Source organism: Rhodococcus wratislaviensis, from assembly GCF_900455735.1.
Taxonomy (GTDB): Bacteria; Actinomycetota; Actinomycetes; order Mycobacteriales; family Mycobacteriaceae; genus Rhodococcus_F; species Rhodococcus_F wratislaviensis.
This window is the reverse complement of record NZ_UAUI01000027.1, coordinates 52,971-69,500: the sequence shown is the minus strand read 5'-3', so window position 1 is coordinate 69,500 and position 16,530 is coordinate 52,971. Positions and strand designations below refer to the sequence as shown.

Here is a 16,530-nt window from a genome sequence, read left to right as displayed (position 1 = left end):
TCCCATGCGGTGGCTCATCGACAACTTCTCGGTCGTCGTCGACCTGACGAAGACCCATCTCTACCTCGCGCTGGTTCCGCTGCTGATCGGGTTGCTCATCGCGGTCCCGGTCGGGACCGCGATCCGGGGTGCGTCCTGGCTGCGGAAGATCACGCTGATCGTCGCGGGCATCGCGTTCACGATCCCGTCGCTGGCATTGTTCGTGACAATCCCCTCCGTCGTCGGACTGCAGATCCTGGACCCGCTCAACGTGGTGATCGCGCTGACGATCTACTCCACCGCCCTGCTCATCCGCGCCGTGCCCGAGGCCCTCGACTCCGTTCCCGCCGACGTCGTCGACTCGGCCACCGCGATGGGTTTCACCCGGCTCCGCCGGGCCCTGACCGTCGAATTGCCCCTCGCGCTACCCGTTCTCGTCGCGAACGTGCGAGTGGTGGCCGTGACCAACATCTCGCTGGTGTCGGTGGGTTCGCTGATCGGGATCGGCGGTCTCGGCACCCTGTTCACCCAGGGCTACCAGCGTGACTACCCGGACCAGATTCTCGCCGGGATCATCGCGATCGTCGTTCTGGCCCTCGCGTTCGACCTGCTGCTGTTCCTGGTCGGCCGGGCACTGACACCGTGGACCCGGCAGCAGAAAGTCCGGCGCACGCCGCTGGTCGCGGGACAGTCGGCGGCCCCGGCCGCAGGGGAGGCTTCGTGAACATCTTCGGCGGCGCATGGGAGTACATCGTCGATCCGGGTAACTGGTCGGGCAGTACCGGAATCGGCGCCCGCATTCTCGAACACCTCTGGTACAGCTTCCTGGCAGTTGCACTGTCCGCGGTGGTCGCGGTCCCGATCGGTCTGATCATCGGACATCTGCGCAAGGGTGACGTGGTCGTGGTCGGTCTCGTCAACGCGCTCCGCTCGCTGCCGACACTGGGTCTGCTGACGTTCCTGGTGCTGCTGCTCGGACTGGGTCTGATCCCGCCGATCCTGGCGCTGGTGATCCTCGGAATCCCGCCGGTGCTCGCGGGCACGTACGCGGGTGTCGCGAACGTCGACCGAACGGTCGTGGACGCCGCCCGCGCGATGGGAATGACCGAATGGCAGGTCCTCACGCGTGTCGAGGCCCCGAATGCGCTGCCGCTCATGCTCGGCGGGCTGCGTAACGCCACCCTGCAGATCATCGCGACCGCAACGGTCGCCGCGTACGTCAACCTCGGCGGCCTGGGGCGCTACATCTTCGACGGACTGGCCCTGCGCCAGTACGACCGGGTGCTCGTCGGTGCGCTGCTCGTGACGATCCTCGCCCTCGTCGTGGACGGCCTGCTGGCGCTGGCGGTGTGGGCGTCCGTTCCGGGGACCGGCCGCCTGCGCCGCAACCCGAGCGCCGAACAGATCGCCGAGCGCGCGTCGTAGCGAAGAAGTCCCCCAACGGCAAACACCCCGACACCGGAACCGTGGGTGCGGGTTCCGGATCGGGGTGCTCGACGGATTCTCGCTAGTCGGTGACGCCTTCTGCACGAGCAGCGGCGGCGACTGCCTCCGCGACAGCGGGGGCGACGCGAGGATCGAGCGGGCTGGGAACGATCTTGTCTACAGCCAGCTCGTCACCGACGACCGAGAGGATTGCCTCGGCGGCGGCGAGCTTCATACCTTCGGTGATCCGGCGGGCACCGGCATCCAGGGCGCCACGGAACACGCCGGGGAAGGCAAGCACATTGTTGATCTGGTTCGGGAAATCGCTGCGTCCGGTGGCCACGATCGCCGCATGCTTGCGGGCGATGTCGGGGTGGATCTCCGGGTCCGGGTTCGACAACGCGAACACGATGGAATCCTTCGCCATGGTGGCGATCAGCTCCTCCGGCACGGTCCCGGCGGACACCCCGAGGAACACATCCGCCCCGTCGAGGGCTTCGGCGGTGCCGCCGCGGCGGCCGGCCGGGTTGGTGCGCGCGGCCAGGTCGACCTTGATCTCGTTGAGGTCCTGCCGGTCGGCGGAGACGATGCCCTTCGAGTCGAGGACGGTCACGTCGGCGATCCCGGCGGCGAGCAGGATGTTCGCGCAGGCGACTCCGGCGGCGCCGGCACCGGAGATGACGACCCGCAGATCGTGGATGTCGCGGTCCTGGACCGTGACCGCACCCTTGAGGGCGGCGAGGACGACGATGGCGGTGCCGTGCTGGTCGTCGTGCATGACCGGGCAGTCCAACGCCTCGATGACGCGCTTTTCGATCTCGAAGCAGCGCGGTGCGGAGATGTCCTCGAGGTTGACCGCACCGAAGCTCGGGCGCAGCCGGATCAGGGTTTCGACGATCTCGTCGGGGTCCTTGGTGTCGAGGACCAGCGGGATCGAGTTCAGGCCCGCGAAGTTCTTGAACAGGGCGGACTTGCCCTCCATCACGGGAAGGGACGCGCGCGGGCCGATGTCCCCGAGGCCGAGCACCGCGGAGCCGTCGGAGACGACGACCACCAGGCGGCTGGTCCAGGTGTACCGGTCGGCGAGGGTTTCGTCGGCGGCGATGGCGCGGGAAACCTGTGCGACGCCGGGTGTGTAGGCAATGGACAGGGCGCGCTGCGTATCGAGGGCGGTCGTGGTCTCGACGGAGAGCTTCCCCCCGATGTGGCCGGCGAAGATCTCTTCGTCGGTCAGCTCGACCTTCTGCGGTGTGGTGGGTTCGGACACGATGGACACGATGACACTCCTGCTAAGTCCAGGCTCACTCGGGGCCGGGTTACTGAGAAGTAACCGTGAGGATCGGCGCTGATCTTCACAGTTACTCCACGAACGACAACTGAGGGTGAAGCTTCCGGGGTGCGCGATCACGATGGCCGCAGAACGTCCGAAGCGTCATGGCACGGGCGGGTGAGCCCTGGCAACACTGCCATAAACCCCCGCCGAAGGGCGGTGGCGCCGACGTCGGAGTGGTGCTAAGTCTGGCACGAATATCGATGCACAATCAAATTGCCACGACAGTCAGATGTCTCACGTTTTCTGGCCTCTACCTGTGAGAATAAGTTACCGGCGGGTCACTGTGAGAGCCGGTTTCACATAACGCACCGAGTGTCCGTCAACCCCACCACTGGGTGGCCAGCAGAAGCGCCGCCGCCGCGAGAACGGCGACGGATGCGACCACGGCGACGAGACCGTCGCGGCGGTCCGAAATCCGCTGCGCCACGATCACGAACACGGACGCAACCACGTGCGCGGTGATGGAGATCGCCCCGGGGCCTGGGAAGCCACGGCCGCCGCCCACGTAGGCGGAGCCGATCACGACGAGGCAGAGGATCACCACGCCGGCGGCGACGGCCCCGCTGAGGGCGCGCAGCGCGCGGACCACGAGCGGACTGCGTCGCGGTTCGGTGGCCGTCACCGTCCTCGGGACGGTCGGACCGTAGGGGTCGTACCGCTCGGACTCGTGCGTGTTCATGCCGAGACCACCTGCACCCCGGATGCTTTCGATACGAGGGTGTCGAATTCGTCGGCGTCCGTCGTGAACTCACCGAGCCGGATGGCCTTGTTCGTGCCGTGGTAGTCGGAGGAGCCGGTGACGACCAGACCGAGCTCGTCGGCGAGTTCCTGCAGTACCCGCGCGTCGTCCGACGAGTGATCGGGGTGATGCACCTCGAGTCCGTGCAGACCGGCTCCCGCCAGGTCGCGGACGTGATCGAGGGACAGCAGCCGTCCCCTCGTGCGGGCCCGACCGTGGGCGAGGACGCTCACTCCCCCGGCCTCCGCCACCAGTTGGACGGCGTCGTCGAGGGGGGTGTCCGACTTGTCGACGAAGTACCGGCCGCGCGGGGCCAGCAGATCCACGAACGCCTCACCGACGCTGCCGACCACACCGGCGCGCATCAGGGCCCTCGCCAGGTGCGGGCGCCCCGCCGCAGGTCCCGCTTCCGCGAGCACCTCGTCGGCGTCGATGGGGAGACCGTCCTCCATCATGAGCTCCGCCATGGCGCGGATGCGCACGATCCGCTCGTTCCGCAACCGTTCCCTCTCGCGCGCAAACGCGGCGTGCGCGGGATCGAACAGGTAGGCGAGGAGATGCACCGCAACCGGGCGTCCGTCCTCGCCTCGCCCCTCGCAGGACATCTCCATGCCCCGCACCAGCGCGAGCCCCGCAGGCAACGCTGCGACCGCCTCGGCCCACCCCGCCGTCGTGTCGTGATCGGTGATCGCCACGGTGTCGAGTCCCGCCGCCCCCGCGGCGCGCACAAGGTCCGCCGGGCTGTCGGTTCCGTCGGAGGCCGTCGAATGGGTGTGGAGATCGATGAGCACCAGACCAGTCTGTCAGGTGTCGCGGCACGGGGTCCGAGCGTGCGGCCCGGAAGCCTGGCGTGTCGTGCGACACCGACGGCCCGGAGCGGGCGCTGACGTACGATTCACCAGCAGCATGTCCGACTCGACGGTGAAGGGAGGGCCCGGTGCCGTCTGTGCCCTCGCTCCCCAAGCGCGGCAGCGACAAGGATCAGCGCAACGGTGACAAGGACCCGGCCCCCAGGATCCGCATCCCGACGGCGCGCGCCATCGTGGATTGCGGTGTGTACGTCGACGGCACGAGGCTTCCCGGCAAGTACACCCACCAGGCCGCGATGGCCGAGGTCCGCAAGCAGGGTCGGGGGTTCGTGTGGGTCGGGCTTCTCGCCCCCGACGAGGGGCAGATGGAGAGTGTGGCCGAGACGTTCGGGCTGCACGAGCTGATGGTCGAGGACGCCGTCCACGCCCACCAGCGGCCGAAGCTGGAACGCTACGACGACGTCCTGTTCCTCGTGTTGCGGACGGTCAACTACGTGCCGCACGAGTCGGTGGCCACCGCCAGCGAGATCGTCGAGACCGGCGAGATCATGGTGTTCGTGGGCGCCGACTTCGTCATCACCGTCCGGCACGGTGACCATTCCCCGCTCGCGAACGTCCGCCATGCGCTGGAGGCGAACCAGGAGCGGCTCGCCCTGGGCCCCTACGCGGTGCTGCACGCGGTCGCGGACCACGTGGTGGACACGTACCTCGAGGTCACCCAGGCCATCGAGGAGGACGTCGACGGCATGGAGGAGGCGGTGTTCAGTCCGCGCAGCAGCGTCGCGGTCGAACACATCTACCTTCTCAAGCGCGAGATCGTCGAACTCCGCAAGTCGGTGAACCCGCTGTCCAATCCGCTGCTCCGGCTGACGCGATCCCCGGGCAATCCGGTGCCGAAGGAGATTCGCCGCTACTTCCGCGACGTCCTCGATCACCACACCACCGTCGCCGAGCGGATCGCCGAATACGACGAGGTCCTCAGCTCACTCGTCGATGCCGCCCTCGCCAAGATCGCCGTGCAGCAGAACACCGACATGCGCAAGATCTCGGCGTGGGTGGCCATCGCGGCCGTGCCGACGATGATCGCGGGCATCTACGGCATGAACTTCGACAACATGCCCGAATTGCATTGGCAGTACGGCTATCACGGCGTGGTGTTGGTGATCGCGTCGGTGACGGTGGGCCTGTTCGTCACGTTCCGCCGGAACCACTGGCTCTAGAGGGACGCGGCACCGCGGTGCGGATCGCGGACGTCGATGCCCGCCTCCGCCCAGGCGTCGCGCAGTGCGCCTGCGCCGCGCAGTCGGACCCACGCCGCCTCGGTGCCGGTGATCGGCACGACCGCGAGGAACCGCACGGCCTCCGCGGGTTCGGGCAGCGGGAGGTCGGGGATGGTCGACTCACCGAGCAGCACGGCGGTGAACGGTGTGTCCTTCCACAGCGGCTCCCCCAGGTCGAGCAGCGCGTCCTCGACGAGAACCACCCCTTCCACCGACGGCGCCGCCGCCAGGACCGCGAGTGTGCGCGCCACTCCCGACGCCACCCCGGCGCCGCCGCGCAGGGTGAGGATCAGTTCGGCGCGGGGGCCACGGAGCGGGTCGGCCACCAGTTCGCCGGGGTCGCCCATCGGGTGCCGGGAGCACCCCAGGGTCACGTAGCGAACCAGATCCTCGTCGTCGGGTGCGAACCGCAGCACGTCCAGCGGCTCGACGCCCAGGAACGTCACCGATGCGGCGGTCGGCTCCGGTCCCCCGATCTGCCCCAGCAGGTGCGCGCGAACGGAGGCCACAACGCTGTCAGTCACCCCGCAATCAAACCACCGAAGCCGCTCACCCGTCCTCCGGCCTCGCGAGCCGGTAGCGTCGGAGCATGGTCTCGGTACTCGCAGTGTCCGACGAGACGATCGAGTCGCTGTGGAGTTCGCAGGTGCGTGCCATGGACGTCGACCTGATCCTCGGTGCGGGCGATCTCCCGTTCGACTACCTGGAATACCTGATCGACGCGCTCGACGCGCCGTGTGTCTTCGTGCCGGGCAACCACGACGCCGATCTGTCCGGCTACTCCGCGGGACGTGTCGGATGGATGCGGGCGGGTCTGCCCTCGGCGTGGCCGGGACCCTGCGGCGCGGTCAACGCGGACGGCCGGATCGTGCGGATCGCGGGCCTGCGCATCGCGGGCCTGGGTGGGTCGATCCGCTACAACGACGGCCCCAATCAGTGGACCGAGCGGCAGCAGCGGCGGCGGGCGCGCAACCTGGCTCTGACGAGTGCGTGGCACGCACGCCGCTCGGGCGTGTCCGGCGTCGACGTGCTGCTCACGCACAGCCCACCGCGCGGAGTGGGCGACCAGGAGGATCCGCCGCACCGGGGTTTCGAATGCTTCGAGACCTTGGCGGGCAGGTTGCAGGCCCGCGTCATGATTCACGGGCACGTCCACCCGTACGGCCGGGCCGCCGAGGACCGCACGCTCGGCGCGACGACGGTGATCAACACCGTGGGATTCACCCTGATGGAGTTGGCCCCGGGCGCCGACCCCACCATCGTCAGGCGCCGGCATGGCACGTGACACCGGGTTCCCCGCCGCCGACGCGGAGAACGATTTCTCCCGCCAGCGTCGCCGCGCCGAGTTGTCGCGGCTGGTCAGCTGGCTGCGCCGCGAGCCGGACGACGTCAACGAGATCCTGCCGTTCGACGAGGTGGTCGCTGCCGTCGGACGGGTCGGGGAACGATCGCTCGGACTGCAGGTGATCCCGGTCAACTCCATCGTCGGAAGCGTCGACCGGACCCGCGACTTCGACCGGTTCTTCCGGCCCACGTCCACCCGTGTGCGCGAGCGCTGGCAACGGCTGGCGGCCGCGCAGCGCCGGGGCGAGTCGGTGCCGCCGATCCAGGTGTATCGGATCGGGTCCATGCACTTCGTCAGCGACGGCCACCACCGCGTCTCCATCGCGTACGCGATGCACTGGAGCACGATCGACGCCTACGTCACCGAGATCCAGACCAAGATCTCCCCCGACGGGATCGCGCAGCGCGGCGACCTGGTCATCAAGGACCACCGCCGACTGTTCCTCACGCGGGTGCCGTTGAGCGGTCCCCAGCGGGCGGCCGTGGTGGTCACCGATCCCTGGGAGTACGCCGAGATCAGCCAGAGTGTCGAGGCATGGGGATTCCGGCTCATGCAGGAGGTGGGCGAATTCCTCAGCCGTGAGACGGTGGCCCGGCGCTGGTTCGGTGAGGAGTTCCTGCCGGTGGTCCGGATGCTGCGGGCCGCGCAGATGCTGCCCGACCACACCGACGCCGAGGCGTACCTGTGGGTGGCACGCGAGCGGTACCGCCTTGTGCGCCAGCATGTCTGGAACGACGAGATCATCGCCGAGCTCAGTCACCTCGCACCGCGCAGGCACAAACCGGCTAGCCCGTGAACCGCACGACACGCTCGGGCGCGTCGGGGTGCGCGAACTTCAGCAGTCGCCTGCCCTCCGCCTCGATCGCGGTGCGGTGCGTTTTCGCGATGTTCGCCAACGGTTCCACGTCGAGTACCGCACGGGACTTCTCGACCACCGTCGTGGTGAACGCCGCGACCCTGCCGTTCACCAGGACAGCCGGTTTGATGATGCCGTTCTGGGTGAAGATTTTCTTCCGCACGTCGTCGTCGAGGAGGCGTCCGCGGTCCGCGTGCGAGAGCAGCACGTTGTCGAACGGAGCGAGGATGCGGACGGGGGCGGGGGTGCCCGGGTCCGGCCGGGGTGCGTCGGGAAGGTCGAAAAGTTCCGGCCCCGATTCCCCCGCGAACACCCGGAGTTCCGGCCGCAACCGGTCCAGGACCTCACCGAGCCGGGTCAACCCCGACCAGGCCTGGGCGTCCCGCGCACTCGCCGGGCCGAACGCGGCGAGGTAGCGCAACAGCATCGTGTCGATGGACGGCGCGGCGGACAGTGGACGGCCCACCCACGACTCCAGCGTCGACAGCGCCGGTTGCCCCGACCTGCCCCAGAGCCCGCGCGGCGGAACCTGGACCATCGGGACCAGTCCCCGCACCCCGTGGGCGAGGGCGGCCCCGTCGCGGCCGGGGAACCGCTCCTCGAGCAGGGGCCGCATCTGCGATTGGGTGCGGGCCTCGTCGCGCACCAGTTCGCGTCCCGCGGCGGCGAGGGCGCCCAGGTCGATCCCGTCGAGGCTCGACCGGTACTGCGTGTTGGTGTGGAGGTCGCGGTCGAGCAGCGGTTGTGTGAGCGGTCGGAACGAAAGTGCGTCCGAGGCGGACAGGGCGAAGACCGTCCCGCGCATCGCGACGATCCGCACCACCGCGCGGTTCTCGATGAGATCCGACAGCGACTCGGCGCGGAATCGTGTCAACCGCGCCCACAGTGCGAAGTACGGCGGGGCGGGCGCCTGGGCCTGCAGTCCGCAGAGGTGCTCGATCATGTCGAGAGCGGACGTGTCCGAACGGCTCAGCAGCGATTGCCGGGCCAGTGTCGCCCGGCCCAGCGCTCGATTCGACATGCGTTCAGACCCCACCGTGAACCCCTTTGTTAGTTAGCCCCAGTACCGTGTTTCATTACGCTCGTTCACCGACCCCCACAGGAGGACCCCCATGGCCGCCGGATCGACAACCGCAGCCAGGGCTCTCCTGCCCGTCATGTGCTTCGTCGTGATGATTGTCGCCGTTCTGCAGACGTTGGTGGTGCCGATCGTCGGGACCATCGGTGCGCAACTCGACGTCGGCCCCACCGCCGTCGGCTGGCTCCTCACCGCGAACCTCCTCGCGGCCGCCACCGCGACACCCGTCCTCGGCCGCCTCGCCGATCTCCGCGGCAAACGACCCGTCCTGCTCGGGGTGCTCGTGGTCGTGCTGCTCGGCTCCCTGATCGGTGCGCTGTCGACATCCGTGGGGGTGCTGATCTTCGCCCGCGTGCTCCAGGGCGTGTCGTTCGCGCTGTTCCCCATCGGCATCGCGGTCCTGCGTGATGAGCTTCCCGCCGAGGAGCTGACCGGGGCGATGGGGATCTTCTCCGGCACCCTCGGATTCGGCGGATGTTTCGGCATCGTCCTCACCGGTGTGCTGGTCTCCGGTGGCGCCGACTTCCACCGCATCTTCTGGCTGTCGTCGGCGATCACCGCCGCCGGACTCGTCCTCGCCTGGATCGCCATCCCCCGCCGCCCGCGCGCCGGAACGGGTTCCATCGACTGGGTCGGTGCGGCCGGTCTCGCCGCCGGCCTGGTCCTGGTCCTGCTGCCGCTCGCCGAGGGCGGCACCTGGGGCTGGACGTCTCCCGTCACCATCGTCAGCGGCATCGCCGGAGTCCTGGTCCTGATCGGCTGGTTCCTCTACGAACGCCGGATCACCGACCCGCTCGTCGCGCCCCGGCTGCTGACCAACCCACCCGTCCTGGTCACCCACCTGTCCGCGCTCGTGGTCGGCATGTCGATGTTCGTGATGTTCCTGGGCAGCTCGTACTTCGTCCAGACACCGCGCGCGGTGGCCGGATACGGCTTCGGGGCCACCGTCCTCGAGGCCAGCACCGTGTACCTGCTGCCGGGCGCGATCAGCGGCGTCCTCGCGTCGATCCTGAGCGGAAAACTGATCCACCGCTTCGGTTCCCGTGCCGTCCTCATCGCCGCGAGCGTCGTCGGCGTCAGCGGTTTCGTCGTGTTCGTCTTCGCCCACGACCGCACGTGGGAGGTGATCGCGGCCATCCTGCTGGTCAACACGTACATCAGCCTCGCCTACGCGTCGCTGCCGTCGCTGCTCGTGGCCGAGGTCCGGCAGGACGAGACCGGCGTCGCGAACAGCATCAACTCCATCGCCCGGTCCGTGGGCAGTTCGTTCGCCAGTGCGCTGCTCGCCACCCTGCTCGCCGGCATCACGATCGACGGAACGGACGTCCCGACCGAATCGGCGTACGTGATCGCGTTCGCCGTCGGCGCGACCGCGGCCGCCCTCGCCGGGCTGCTGCCGTTCTTCGGGATCACGCGCACCACCCGCACCCCGTCCGACGAGGAGGAGGACGAGGTCCACGCGACCGCCCTCGCGGCCGAGTGGGGCACGGTCGGTGGCCTCGGCGGAGCGAACACCAGTGGTTCGGGTGAGCGCTCCGATCAGAGGGTGAGGTTGGCTCCCGAGTCCTGATCGAACAGGGCGATCTTCGCCCGGTCGAACCACAGTTCCACCGGCCTGCCGTGCGCCGCGGACGATTCGGTCGACAACCGGGCGACCAGCTGCCCGCCGCCCGCGACCGCGGTCCCCGAGTCGGCGGCGAGCTCCTCGAGTTCCCGGGAAGTCACCTGCGGTCCCTCGGCCGTGAAATAGGCGTACTTGTCCGAACCCATCGACTCGAGCACCTCGACGTTGGCCGTGAACGTGGCACCGGCCGCCCTCTGCCCCTCGTCGACGAGCCCCACGTCCTCGAAGTGCTCGGGACGGATCCCGACGACGACGTCCTTCGCCGTGTTCGACGACCCGATCCTGTCGCGCGTCTCCGGGGGCAGCATGAACTCGCCGAGCGGCGTCGACACCCCGTCGGCGGTCAGCTGCCCCGGGAAGAAGTTCATCGACGGCGAGCCGATGAAACCCGCGACGAACAGGTTGTTCGGGTGGTCGTACAGATCCTGCGGCGCCCCGATCTGCTGGACCACGCCGCCCCGCAGCACCACCACCCGATCGCCGAGGGTCATCGCCTCGGTCTGGTCGTGCGTGACGTACACCGTGGTGGTGCCGAGCCGCTGTTGCAGCCGGGCGATCTCGGTGCGCATCTGGACACGGAGTTTGGCGTCGAGGTTCGACAGCGGCTCGTCCATCAGGAACGCCTTGGGGCTGCGGACGATCGCCCGGCCCATCGCGACCCGCTGCCGCTGTCCGCCCGACAGATTGGCCGGTTTGCGATCGAGGTGCTGGGTGAGGTCGAGGATCTTGGCGGCGTTGTCCACCTTCGCCGCGATGTCCGACTTCGACATCTTCGCCAGGGTGAGCGGGAATGCGATGTTCTGCCGCACCGTCATGTGCGGGTACAGCGCGTACGACTGGAACACCATCGCGATGTCGCGGTCCTTCGGCGCCTTCTCGTTGACCCGCTCCCCCGCGATGCGCAGTTCACCCGAGGAGATGTCCTCCAGCCCGGCGATCATGTTGAGAGTGGTCGACTTCCCGCAACCGGACGGTCCGACCAGAATGATGAATTCGCCGTCGGCGATCGTGATGTCGACGTCGCTCACCGCCCTGGCGCCGTCCGGGTACAGCTTCGTCACCTTGTCGAGCACGATTTCGGCCACAGAAACTCCTTCATAGTTTCGACCCTGCAAGCAGGTCTCAGCCCTTCACTGCGCCGGAGGTCAGACCGGCCACGATGCGTCGTTGGAAGAACAGCACGAAGATGATGATCGGGATCGTGATCACCATTGCGGCCGCGGCGATCGAGCCCGTCGGCTCCTCGAACTGGGAGGCGCCGGTGAAGTTCGCGATCGCGGCAGGCGCGGTGATGGACCGTTCCGTCGACGTCAGCGAGATCGCGAACAACAGGTCGTTCCAGCAGAAGATGAAGACCAGGATCGCGGCGGTGACGATGCCCGGCGCCGCCAGCGGTGCCACGACCTTCCGGAACGCCTGAGCCGGTGTGGCACCGTCCATCTTGGCCGCCTTCTCCAGCTCCCAAGGGATCTCCTTGAAGAAGGCGGACAACGTGTAGATGGCCAGCGGGAGCGCGAACGTGATGTACGGGAGGATCAGACCCGCCCAGGTGTCGAACAACCCGAGTCTGCGCTCGATGTCGAACAGCGGGCTCACGAGGGAGATCTGGGGGAACATGGCGATCAGCAGAGCCACACCGACCAGCAGCTTCTTGCCCGGGAAATCCAGCCGGGCAATGGCGTAGGCGGCCATGGTGCCGATGACGACGGCGATCACCGTGGAGATGAGCCCGATGCCGATCGAGTTGATCAGCGCACTGGTGAACGCGTTGGTCTGGAAGATCCCGCGGTAGTTGTCGAGTGTCCACTTCTGCGGAATGAACTTGCCGTCCTTGATCGTTCCCGCGGGTTTGAACGACAGGCTGGCGATCCACAGCACCGGGACCAGTGCGTAGAGCAGGACGAGCAGATTGACCACGGACCAGCTGATCTTGCGGCGAGGTGTGTCGACGACGGCCATGGCTATCGGTTTCCTTCCGTGTCGGACCCGGGAGCCGAGGCGCCGAACAGCTTGATGAACACGAACGCGAGCAGTGCGACGCAGAGGAAGATCAGGACGCTGATCGCCGAGCCGATACCGAGGTTGAACGCCTTGAACAGGTTGTCGTAGCCGAGGATCGACAGCGATCCGGTGTCGTTGGCGCCCTTGGTGAGGACGTAGATGTTGTCGAAGATCCGGAACGCGTCGAGGGTGCGGAACAGCAGCGCCACGAGGATCGCGGGTTTCATCAGCGGCAGGATGATCCGCACCAGCCGCGTCCACGCCCCGGCGCCGTCGACCTGCGCGGCCTTGAGGAGGTCGTCGGGGACGAGGGCCAGCCCGGCGAGCAGCAGCAGCGCCATGAACGGCGTCGTCTTCCACACCTCGGCGAGCACGATGATCGCCAGCGACGGAATCTGCTGCGTCAGCGGGGCGCTGCCGTCGGGCAGCAGGTTGGCGAGATACCCGGTGCCCGGGGTCCACGCGTAGTACCAGCTGTACGCGGCGGCCACGGTGACGATGCCGTACGGGATCAGCACCACCGTCCGCACGATGCCCTTCCCGACCAGCGTCCGGTGCATCACGAGCGCCAGGATCAGGCCCAGGACGAACTCGATGACCACCGACACGACCGTGATGCCCACCGTCACCGCGAAGGCCTGCCACCAGTACGCGTCCGACAACACCGACACGTAGTTCGCGAGGCCCACGAATTTGCGGTCGTCGGGGAAGCGGAGGTCGTAACGCTGCAGGCTCAGCCACACCGCGTAGACGACGGGGTAGGCCGTGACCGCGACCATGAGGATCGCGGCGGGAGCCACCAACCACAAACCCAGCCGGCGTTCGGCCTTCTTCCCCTCCGAGATCTGCTTCTTCGACGCGACTTTCGGCTCTTCGGCGCGGTCCGCCTGCACGGTTTCGCTCGTCACGGGATCAGCCCTTCCGAGTTGACCGCCTTGCGTACCTGTTCGGCGAGTTCGTCGACGGTGCGCGGCGGGTCGATGTCACCGACCGGATTCAGCGTGTCGGTGATCAGGGTCGAAATGCTCTGGTACGCCGGTGACACCGGGCGGACGGAGGCCGTCTCGAGACTCTCCCGCACCTCACGCCACGCGGGGTACGCCTCCTGGAACGCCGGGTCGTCGTACAGGCTCGCCAACGTCGGCGGCACACCACCGTTGACAGCGTTGTTGCGCTGGTTCTCCTCGTTCCGCAGGCACGACACCGCCTCGAACGCCAGGTCCGGGTGCTGACTGGTCTTCGCGACCGCGATGTTGAACCCGCCGATCGTCACCTCGGCCGGTCGCCCGGGGATCACCGACGGGTACGGCGCCGGGAGGAAGTTCTGCTGACCGTCGACGGTGAGCACCGTGTTGCCCGTGTCCACGGACGTCGGGTTGCCCTTCTCGTCGATGAACGGCAGGTCCCCCTTCTCCGCGTTCTCGATCATGCCCGGCAGCACGAACGGCCAATTGACCTCGAACGCAGCCTTTCCGCTCTCCATCCCCAGCCGGGACGACGCCTCGTCGCCCTGGGAAACCGACGGGTCGGCACCCTCCGCGGTGGCCACCCGCTTCATGACCTCGAGCGCCTTCAGCGCGGCGTCGCCGTCGGCAACCGTCACCGTGGTCCCGTCCTCGGCGACGACGGACCCGCCCGCGCTCGCGAGCAGGGTGTTGAACCACACCATCAGGCCCTCGTACTGCTTGCCCTGCACCCCGATCCAACTGGGCCGGCCCTCCGCCGCGAGGCCCTCCGCGATGTCTATCATCTGATCCCACGTCTGCGGCGGCTGCCCGTCCGGCATGAGGTCCTTGCGGTACCAGAGCAACTGGGTGTTGGTGTTCAGCGGCGCGGCGTACAACTGGTCCTGCCACTTCGCGGATTCGAGGGGGCCTTCGAGCGTGCCCTCGCTGACCTCCGCCGCGATGCCGGGTGGAAGCGGCACCGCCCAGCCGGCCTCGGCGAACTCGGCGGTCCACACCACGTCGAGTGTCATGATGTCGAGCGACGTGTCGTTTCCGGTGAGCCGGCGGGCCAGCTGGAGCCGCTGATCGTCCGCGCCCTTCGGCAGCGTGCGTTGCTCCACGGTGTACCGGCCGCCGGCCGCGGCCGTGCAGTTGGCCGCGGCCTCCGCATATTGTTCGGCGCCGTCGGCAGCCGTGTAGAAGCTGAGGACGATGCCCTCTTCGGACGACCCGCACGCAGCCAGCAGAGGAACGGTGAGGACGGTGGCCGCACCGATCAGTCCCCACTTCAGCGAGCGTCCGGGCTTGGTGCGATGCAGCACAGCCGCCTCCTCGAGCGGCCCTCACGGATCCAGTCGCGGTACGGCTGGGCACGCGGGCCCGCACATTTGTTCCTGCCGGAACGCGCACTCCACCGACAGGTCACGGTTTCGGCGAGGGCCGGGGCCCACGCATTGCGCCGTAAACCTATCCGACATCGTCGGCGAACTGGGTGAAATCGCCGCGAACGTCGCGAATAGGACGCAATCCGTGACCCGACCGCAACCCGCAGGTCGAGGCGAGCGCGCCGATCAGAGCGCCAGTTTGGCCAGCATGTCCCGGGCCTTCTCCGCCGACTTCGGCTCGCACAGCACGTCGTACCGTCCGGCGACCAGTTGCATCGTCGACGCGAAGTCCCGGGTCCCCCGCGTCGCCGCGTACGGGATCGTCGTGGAGATCAGCCCGAAAATGATGCCGCCGACGATGCCGACGACGAGCGGCGCCAGGAAACCGCCCGTGACGATACCCAGTAGCAAACCGAAGAACACGCCGAGCCAGGCGCCCGAAACAATGCCCCCGCCAATCACTTTCGCCCAGGTGAGGCGGCCCAGCACCCGCTCGACCTGCATGAGGTTGACACCCACGATGGTGACGTCCTCCACCGAGAATTCCTGATCGGAGAGGTAGTCGACGGCGCGCTGCGCCTCCGCGTAGGTGGGATACGAACCGATGGGCCAGCCCGTGGGGGGTTCCGGCAGAGCCCCACGCCGCGCCCCGTTGGACTGTCCGAGTGGATTCGTCATCGTCAGCTGGTCTCCTCGTGTGGTTCTCTCAGGATCGGTCCTGTGAGAACCATTCTGCCTGCTGAGGCTATTTCTCGTCAGGTCGGACGAACTCGGTGGTCCGTTTCATACCCGCGGCGCGCCCCTTGGCGGAGATCACGAGCGCCATCTTGCGACTCGCCTCGTCGATCATCTCGTCGCCGAGCATGACGGCACCGCGCCCGCCGCCTGCCGCGGAGGTGTGGAACTCGTAGGCGTCCAGGATCAGTTCGGCCCGGTCGTAATCGTCCTGGCGGGGGCTGAACACGTCGTTCGCCGCCTCGATCTGGGTGGGATGCAGAACCCACTTGCCGTCGAAGCCGAGCGCGGCCGTGCGCTGCGCCGACCGGCGGAACGCCTCCACGTCGCGGATCTGCAGGTAGGGACCGTCGATGGCCTGCACCCCGTGCGCGCGGGCGGCCATCAGGATGGTCATCAGAATGTGGTGGTAGGCGTCGCCGCGGTCGTAGCCGTCCGGCTGCTCCCCGACGACCAGCGTGCGCATGTTGATGCTCGCCATGAAGTCAGCGGGCCCGAACACCAGGGTCTGCACGCGAGGGCTGGCCGTCGCGATGGCATCGATGTTGGTGAGCCCGATCGCATTCTCGATCTGCGGCTCGATGCCGATCCGGCCGACCTCGAGCCCGTTGGCCTTCTCTATCTGGGTCAGCAGCAGGTCGAGGGCCTGAACATGGCTGGCGTCCGGCACTTTCGGCAGCAGGATCGCGTCGAGGTGGGCGCCCGCGCGTCCGACGACCTCGACGACGTCGGCGTACGTCCACTCGGTGGTCCAGTCGTTGACCCGCACCACCTTGATCTGGTCGCCCCACCCGTCCTCGGCGAGCGCCTCGGCGATGGTGCCGCGCGCTTCCTGCTTGGCGAGCGGCGCCACCGCGTCCTCGAGGTCGAGGAAGATCTCGTCCGCGGGCAGCCCCTTCGCCTTGTCGATCATCTTGCGGCTGCTGCCCGGAACGGCGAGCACCGATCGCCGTGGCCTGTAGACGGAACTCATGACGGACGATCCTCCACTTTC

At 68.1% G+C, this 16,530-nt stretch carries 17 protein-coding genes; 6 read left to right on the top strand and 11 right to left on the bottom strand.

What is annotated here, in order from left to right:
• Window positions 1-4 precede the first annotated feature (4 nt).
• The gene (locus DTA22_RS32295; protein ID WP_005239327.1) at window positions 5-703 is read left to right on the top strand and encodes an ABC transporter permease; all 699 of its coding nucleotides are present in this window, start codon (window positions 5-7) and stop codon (window positions 701-703) included.
• On the top strand, window positions 700-1,404 hold the full coding sequence (locus tag DTA22_RS32290; protein WP_005253728.1) for an ABC transporter permease: 705 nt from the start codon (window positions 700-702) through the stop codon (window positions 1,402-1,404). Before DTA22_RS32295 ends, DTA22_RS32290 begins: the two co-directional genes overlap by 4 nt.
• A gap of 82 nt (window positions 1,405-1,486) precedes the next feature.
• On the opposite strand, the gene DTA22_RS32285 is transcribed toward DTA22_RS32290, so the two are convergent.
• The 3 genes from DTA22_RS32285 to DTA22_RS32275 all read right to left on the bottom strand — a co-directional run bounded on the left by DTA22_RS32285 (window position 1,487) and on the right by DTA22_RS32275 (window position 4,267).
• A complete protein-coding gene (locus DTA22_RS32285; RefSeq protein ID WP_112302141.1) occupies window positions 1,487-2,680 on the bottom strand; it encodes an NAD(P)-dependent malic enzyme in 1,194 nt (397 codons plus the stop codon).
• Window positions 2,681-3,056: 376 nt separating this feature from the next.
• Window positions 3,057-3,416 (bottom strand): hypothetical protein, encoded by a 360-nt coding sequence (locus DTA22_RS32280; protein WP_112302140.1) that lies wholly within the window; start codon window positions 3,414-3,416, stop codon window positions 3,057-3,059.
• Window positions 3,413-4,267 carry a PHP domain-containing protein gene (locus DTA22_RS32275; protein WP_037244392.1) on the bottom strand — a complete coding sequence of 285 codons (855 nt, stop codon included), beginning with the start codon at window positions 4,265-4,267 and terminating at the stop codon, window positions 3,413-3,415. Before DTA22_RS32275 ends, DTA22_RS32280 begins: the two co-directional genes overlap by 4 nt.
• Before the next feature lie 146 nt (window positions 4,268-4,413).
• On the opposite strand from DTA22_RS32275, the gene corA reads away from it, so the two are divergent.
• The gene (gene corA / locus DTA22_RS32270) at window positions 4,414-5,505 is read left to right on the top strand and encodes a magnesium/cobalt transporter CorA (RefSeq protein ID WP_112302139.1); all 1,092 of its coding nucleotides are present in this window, start codon (window positions 4,414-4,416) and stop codon (window positions 5,503-5,505) included.
• Here corA and DTA22_RS32265 read toward each other — a convergent pair.
• Window positions 5,502-6,089, bottom strand: coding sequence for a suppressor of fused domain protein (locus tag DTA22_RS32265; RefSeq protein ID WP_174233896.1), 588 nt, complete (start codon window positions 6,087-6,089; stop codon window positions 5,502-5,504). The two genes, corA and DTA22_RS32265, sit on opposite strands and share 4 nt — an antisense overlap.
• Before the next feature lie 65 nt (window positions 6,090-6,154).
• On the opposite strand from DTA22_RS32265, the gene DTA22_RS32260 reads away from it, so the two are divergent.
• Both DTA22_RS32260 and DTA22_RS32255 read left to right on the top strand, forming a co-directional pair.
• A complete protein-coding gene (locus DTA22_RS32260; RefSeq protein WP_005264659.1) occupies window positions 6,155-6,850 on the top strand; it encodes a metallophosphoesterase family protein in 696 nt (231 codons plus the stop codon).
• Complete coding sequence (locus tag DTA22_RS32255) at window positions 6,840-7,706, top strand: chromosome partitioning protein ParB (protein WP_112302137.1); 867 nt, start codon at window positions 6,840-6,842, stop codon at window positions 7,704-7,706. Before DTA22_RS32260 ends, DTA22_RS32255 begins: the two co-directional genes overlap by 11 nt.
• Here the strand turns inward: DTA22_RS32255 and DTA22_RS32250 are convergent.
• Window positions 7,696-8,802, bottom strand: coding sequence for a winged helix DNA-binding domain-containing protein (locus tag DTA22_RS32250; protein ID WP_112302136.1), 1,107 nt, complete (start codon window positions 8,800-8,802; stop codon window positions 7,696-7,698). The genes DTA22_RS32255 and DTA22_RS32250 overlap by 11 nt on opposite strands.
• 76 nt (window positions 8,803-8,878) lie before the next feature.
• Between DTA22_RS32250 and DTA22_RS32245 the strand changes: the two genes are divergently transcribed.
• Window positions 8,879-10,414 (top strand): MFS transporter, encoded by a 1,536-nt coding sequence (locus DTA22_RS32245; RefSeq protein ID WP_112302135.1) that lies wholly within the window; start codon window positions 8,879-8,881, stop codon window positions 10,412-10,414.
• Here DTA22_RS32245 and DTA22_RS32240 read toward each other — a convergent pair.
• The 6 genes from DTA22_RS32240 to DTA22_RS32215 all read right to left on the bottom strand — a co-directional run bounded on the left by DTA22_RS32240 (window position 10,384) and on the right by DTA22_RS32215 (window position 16,509).
• The gene (locus DTA22_RS32240; protein ID WP_112302134.1) at window positions 10,384-11,553 is read right to left on the bottom strand and encodes an ABC transporter ATP-binding protein; all 1,170 of its coding nucleotides are present in this window, start codon (window positions 11,551-11,553) and stop codon (window positions 10,384-10,386) included. The genes DTA22_RS32245 and DTA22_RS32240 overlap by 31 nt on opposite strands.
• A gap of 37 nt (window positions 11,554-11,590) precedes the next feature.
• Window positions 11,591-12,427, bottom strand: a complete 837-nt coding sequence (locus tag DTA22_RS32235) for a carbohydrate ABC transporter permease (protein WP_005239292.1) — start codon at window positions 12,425-12,427, stop codon at window positions 11,591-11,593.
• Window positions 12,428-12,429: 2 nt separating this feature from the next.
• The gene (locus DTA22_RS32230; RefSeq protein ID WP_037244372.1) at window positions 12,430-13,377 is read right to left on the bottom strand and encodes a carbohydrate ABC transporter permease; all 948 of its coding nucleotides are present in this window, start codon (window positions 13,375-13,377) and stop codon (window positions 12,430-12,432) included.
• Window positions 13,374-14,738: an ABC transporter substrate-binding protein gene (locus tag DTA22_RS32225; protein ID WP_172650345.1), complete on the bottom strand. Its 1,365-nt coding sequence runs from the start codon at window positions 14,736-14,738 to the stop codon at window positions 13,374-13,376. The genes DTA22_RS32230 and DTA22_RS32225 overlap by 4 nt, the downstream gene beginning before the upstream one ends.
• Window positions 14,739-14,987: 249 nt before the next feature.
• Complete coding sequence (locus DTA22_RS32220) at window positions 14,988-15,479, bottom strand: general stress protein (RefSeq protein WP_005239275.1); 492 nt, start codon at window positions 15,477-15,479, stop codon at window positions 14,988-14,990.
• 67 nt (window positions 15,480-15,546) lie between these two features.
• The gene (locus tag DTA22_RS32215; RefSeq protein WP_005573471.1) at window positions 15,547-16,509 is read right to left on the bottom strand and encodes an HpcH/HpaI aldolase/citrate lyase family protein; all 963 of its coding nucleotides are present in this window, start codon (window positions 16,507-16,509) and stop codon (window positions 15,547-15,549) included.
• Window positions 16,510-16,530 lie beyond the last annotated feature (21 nt).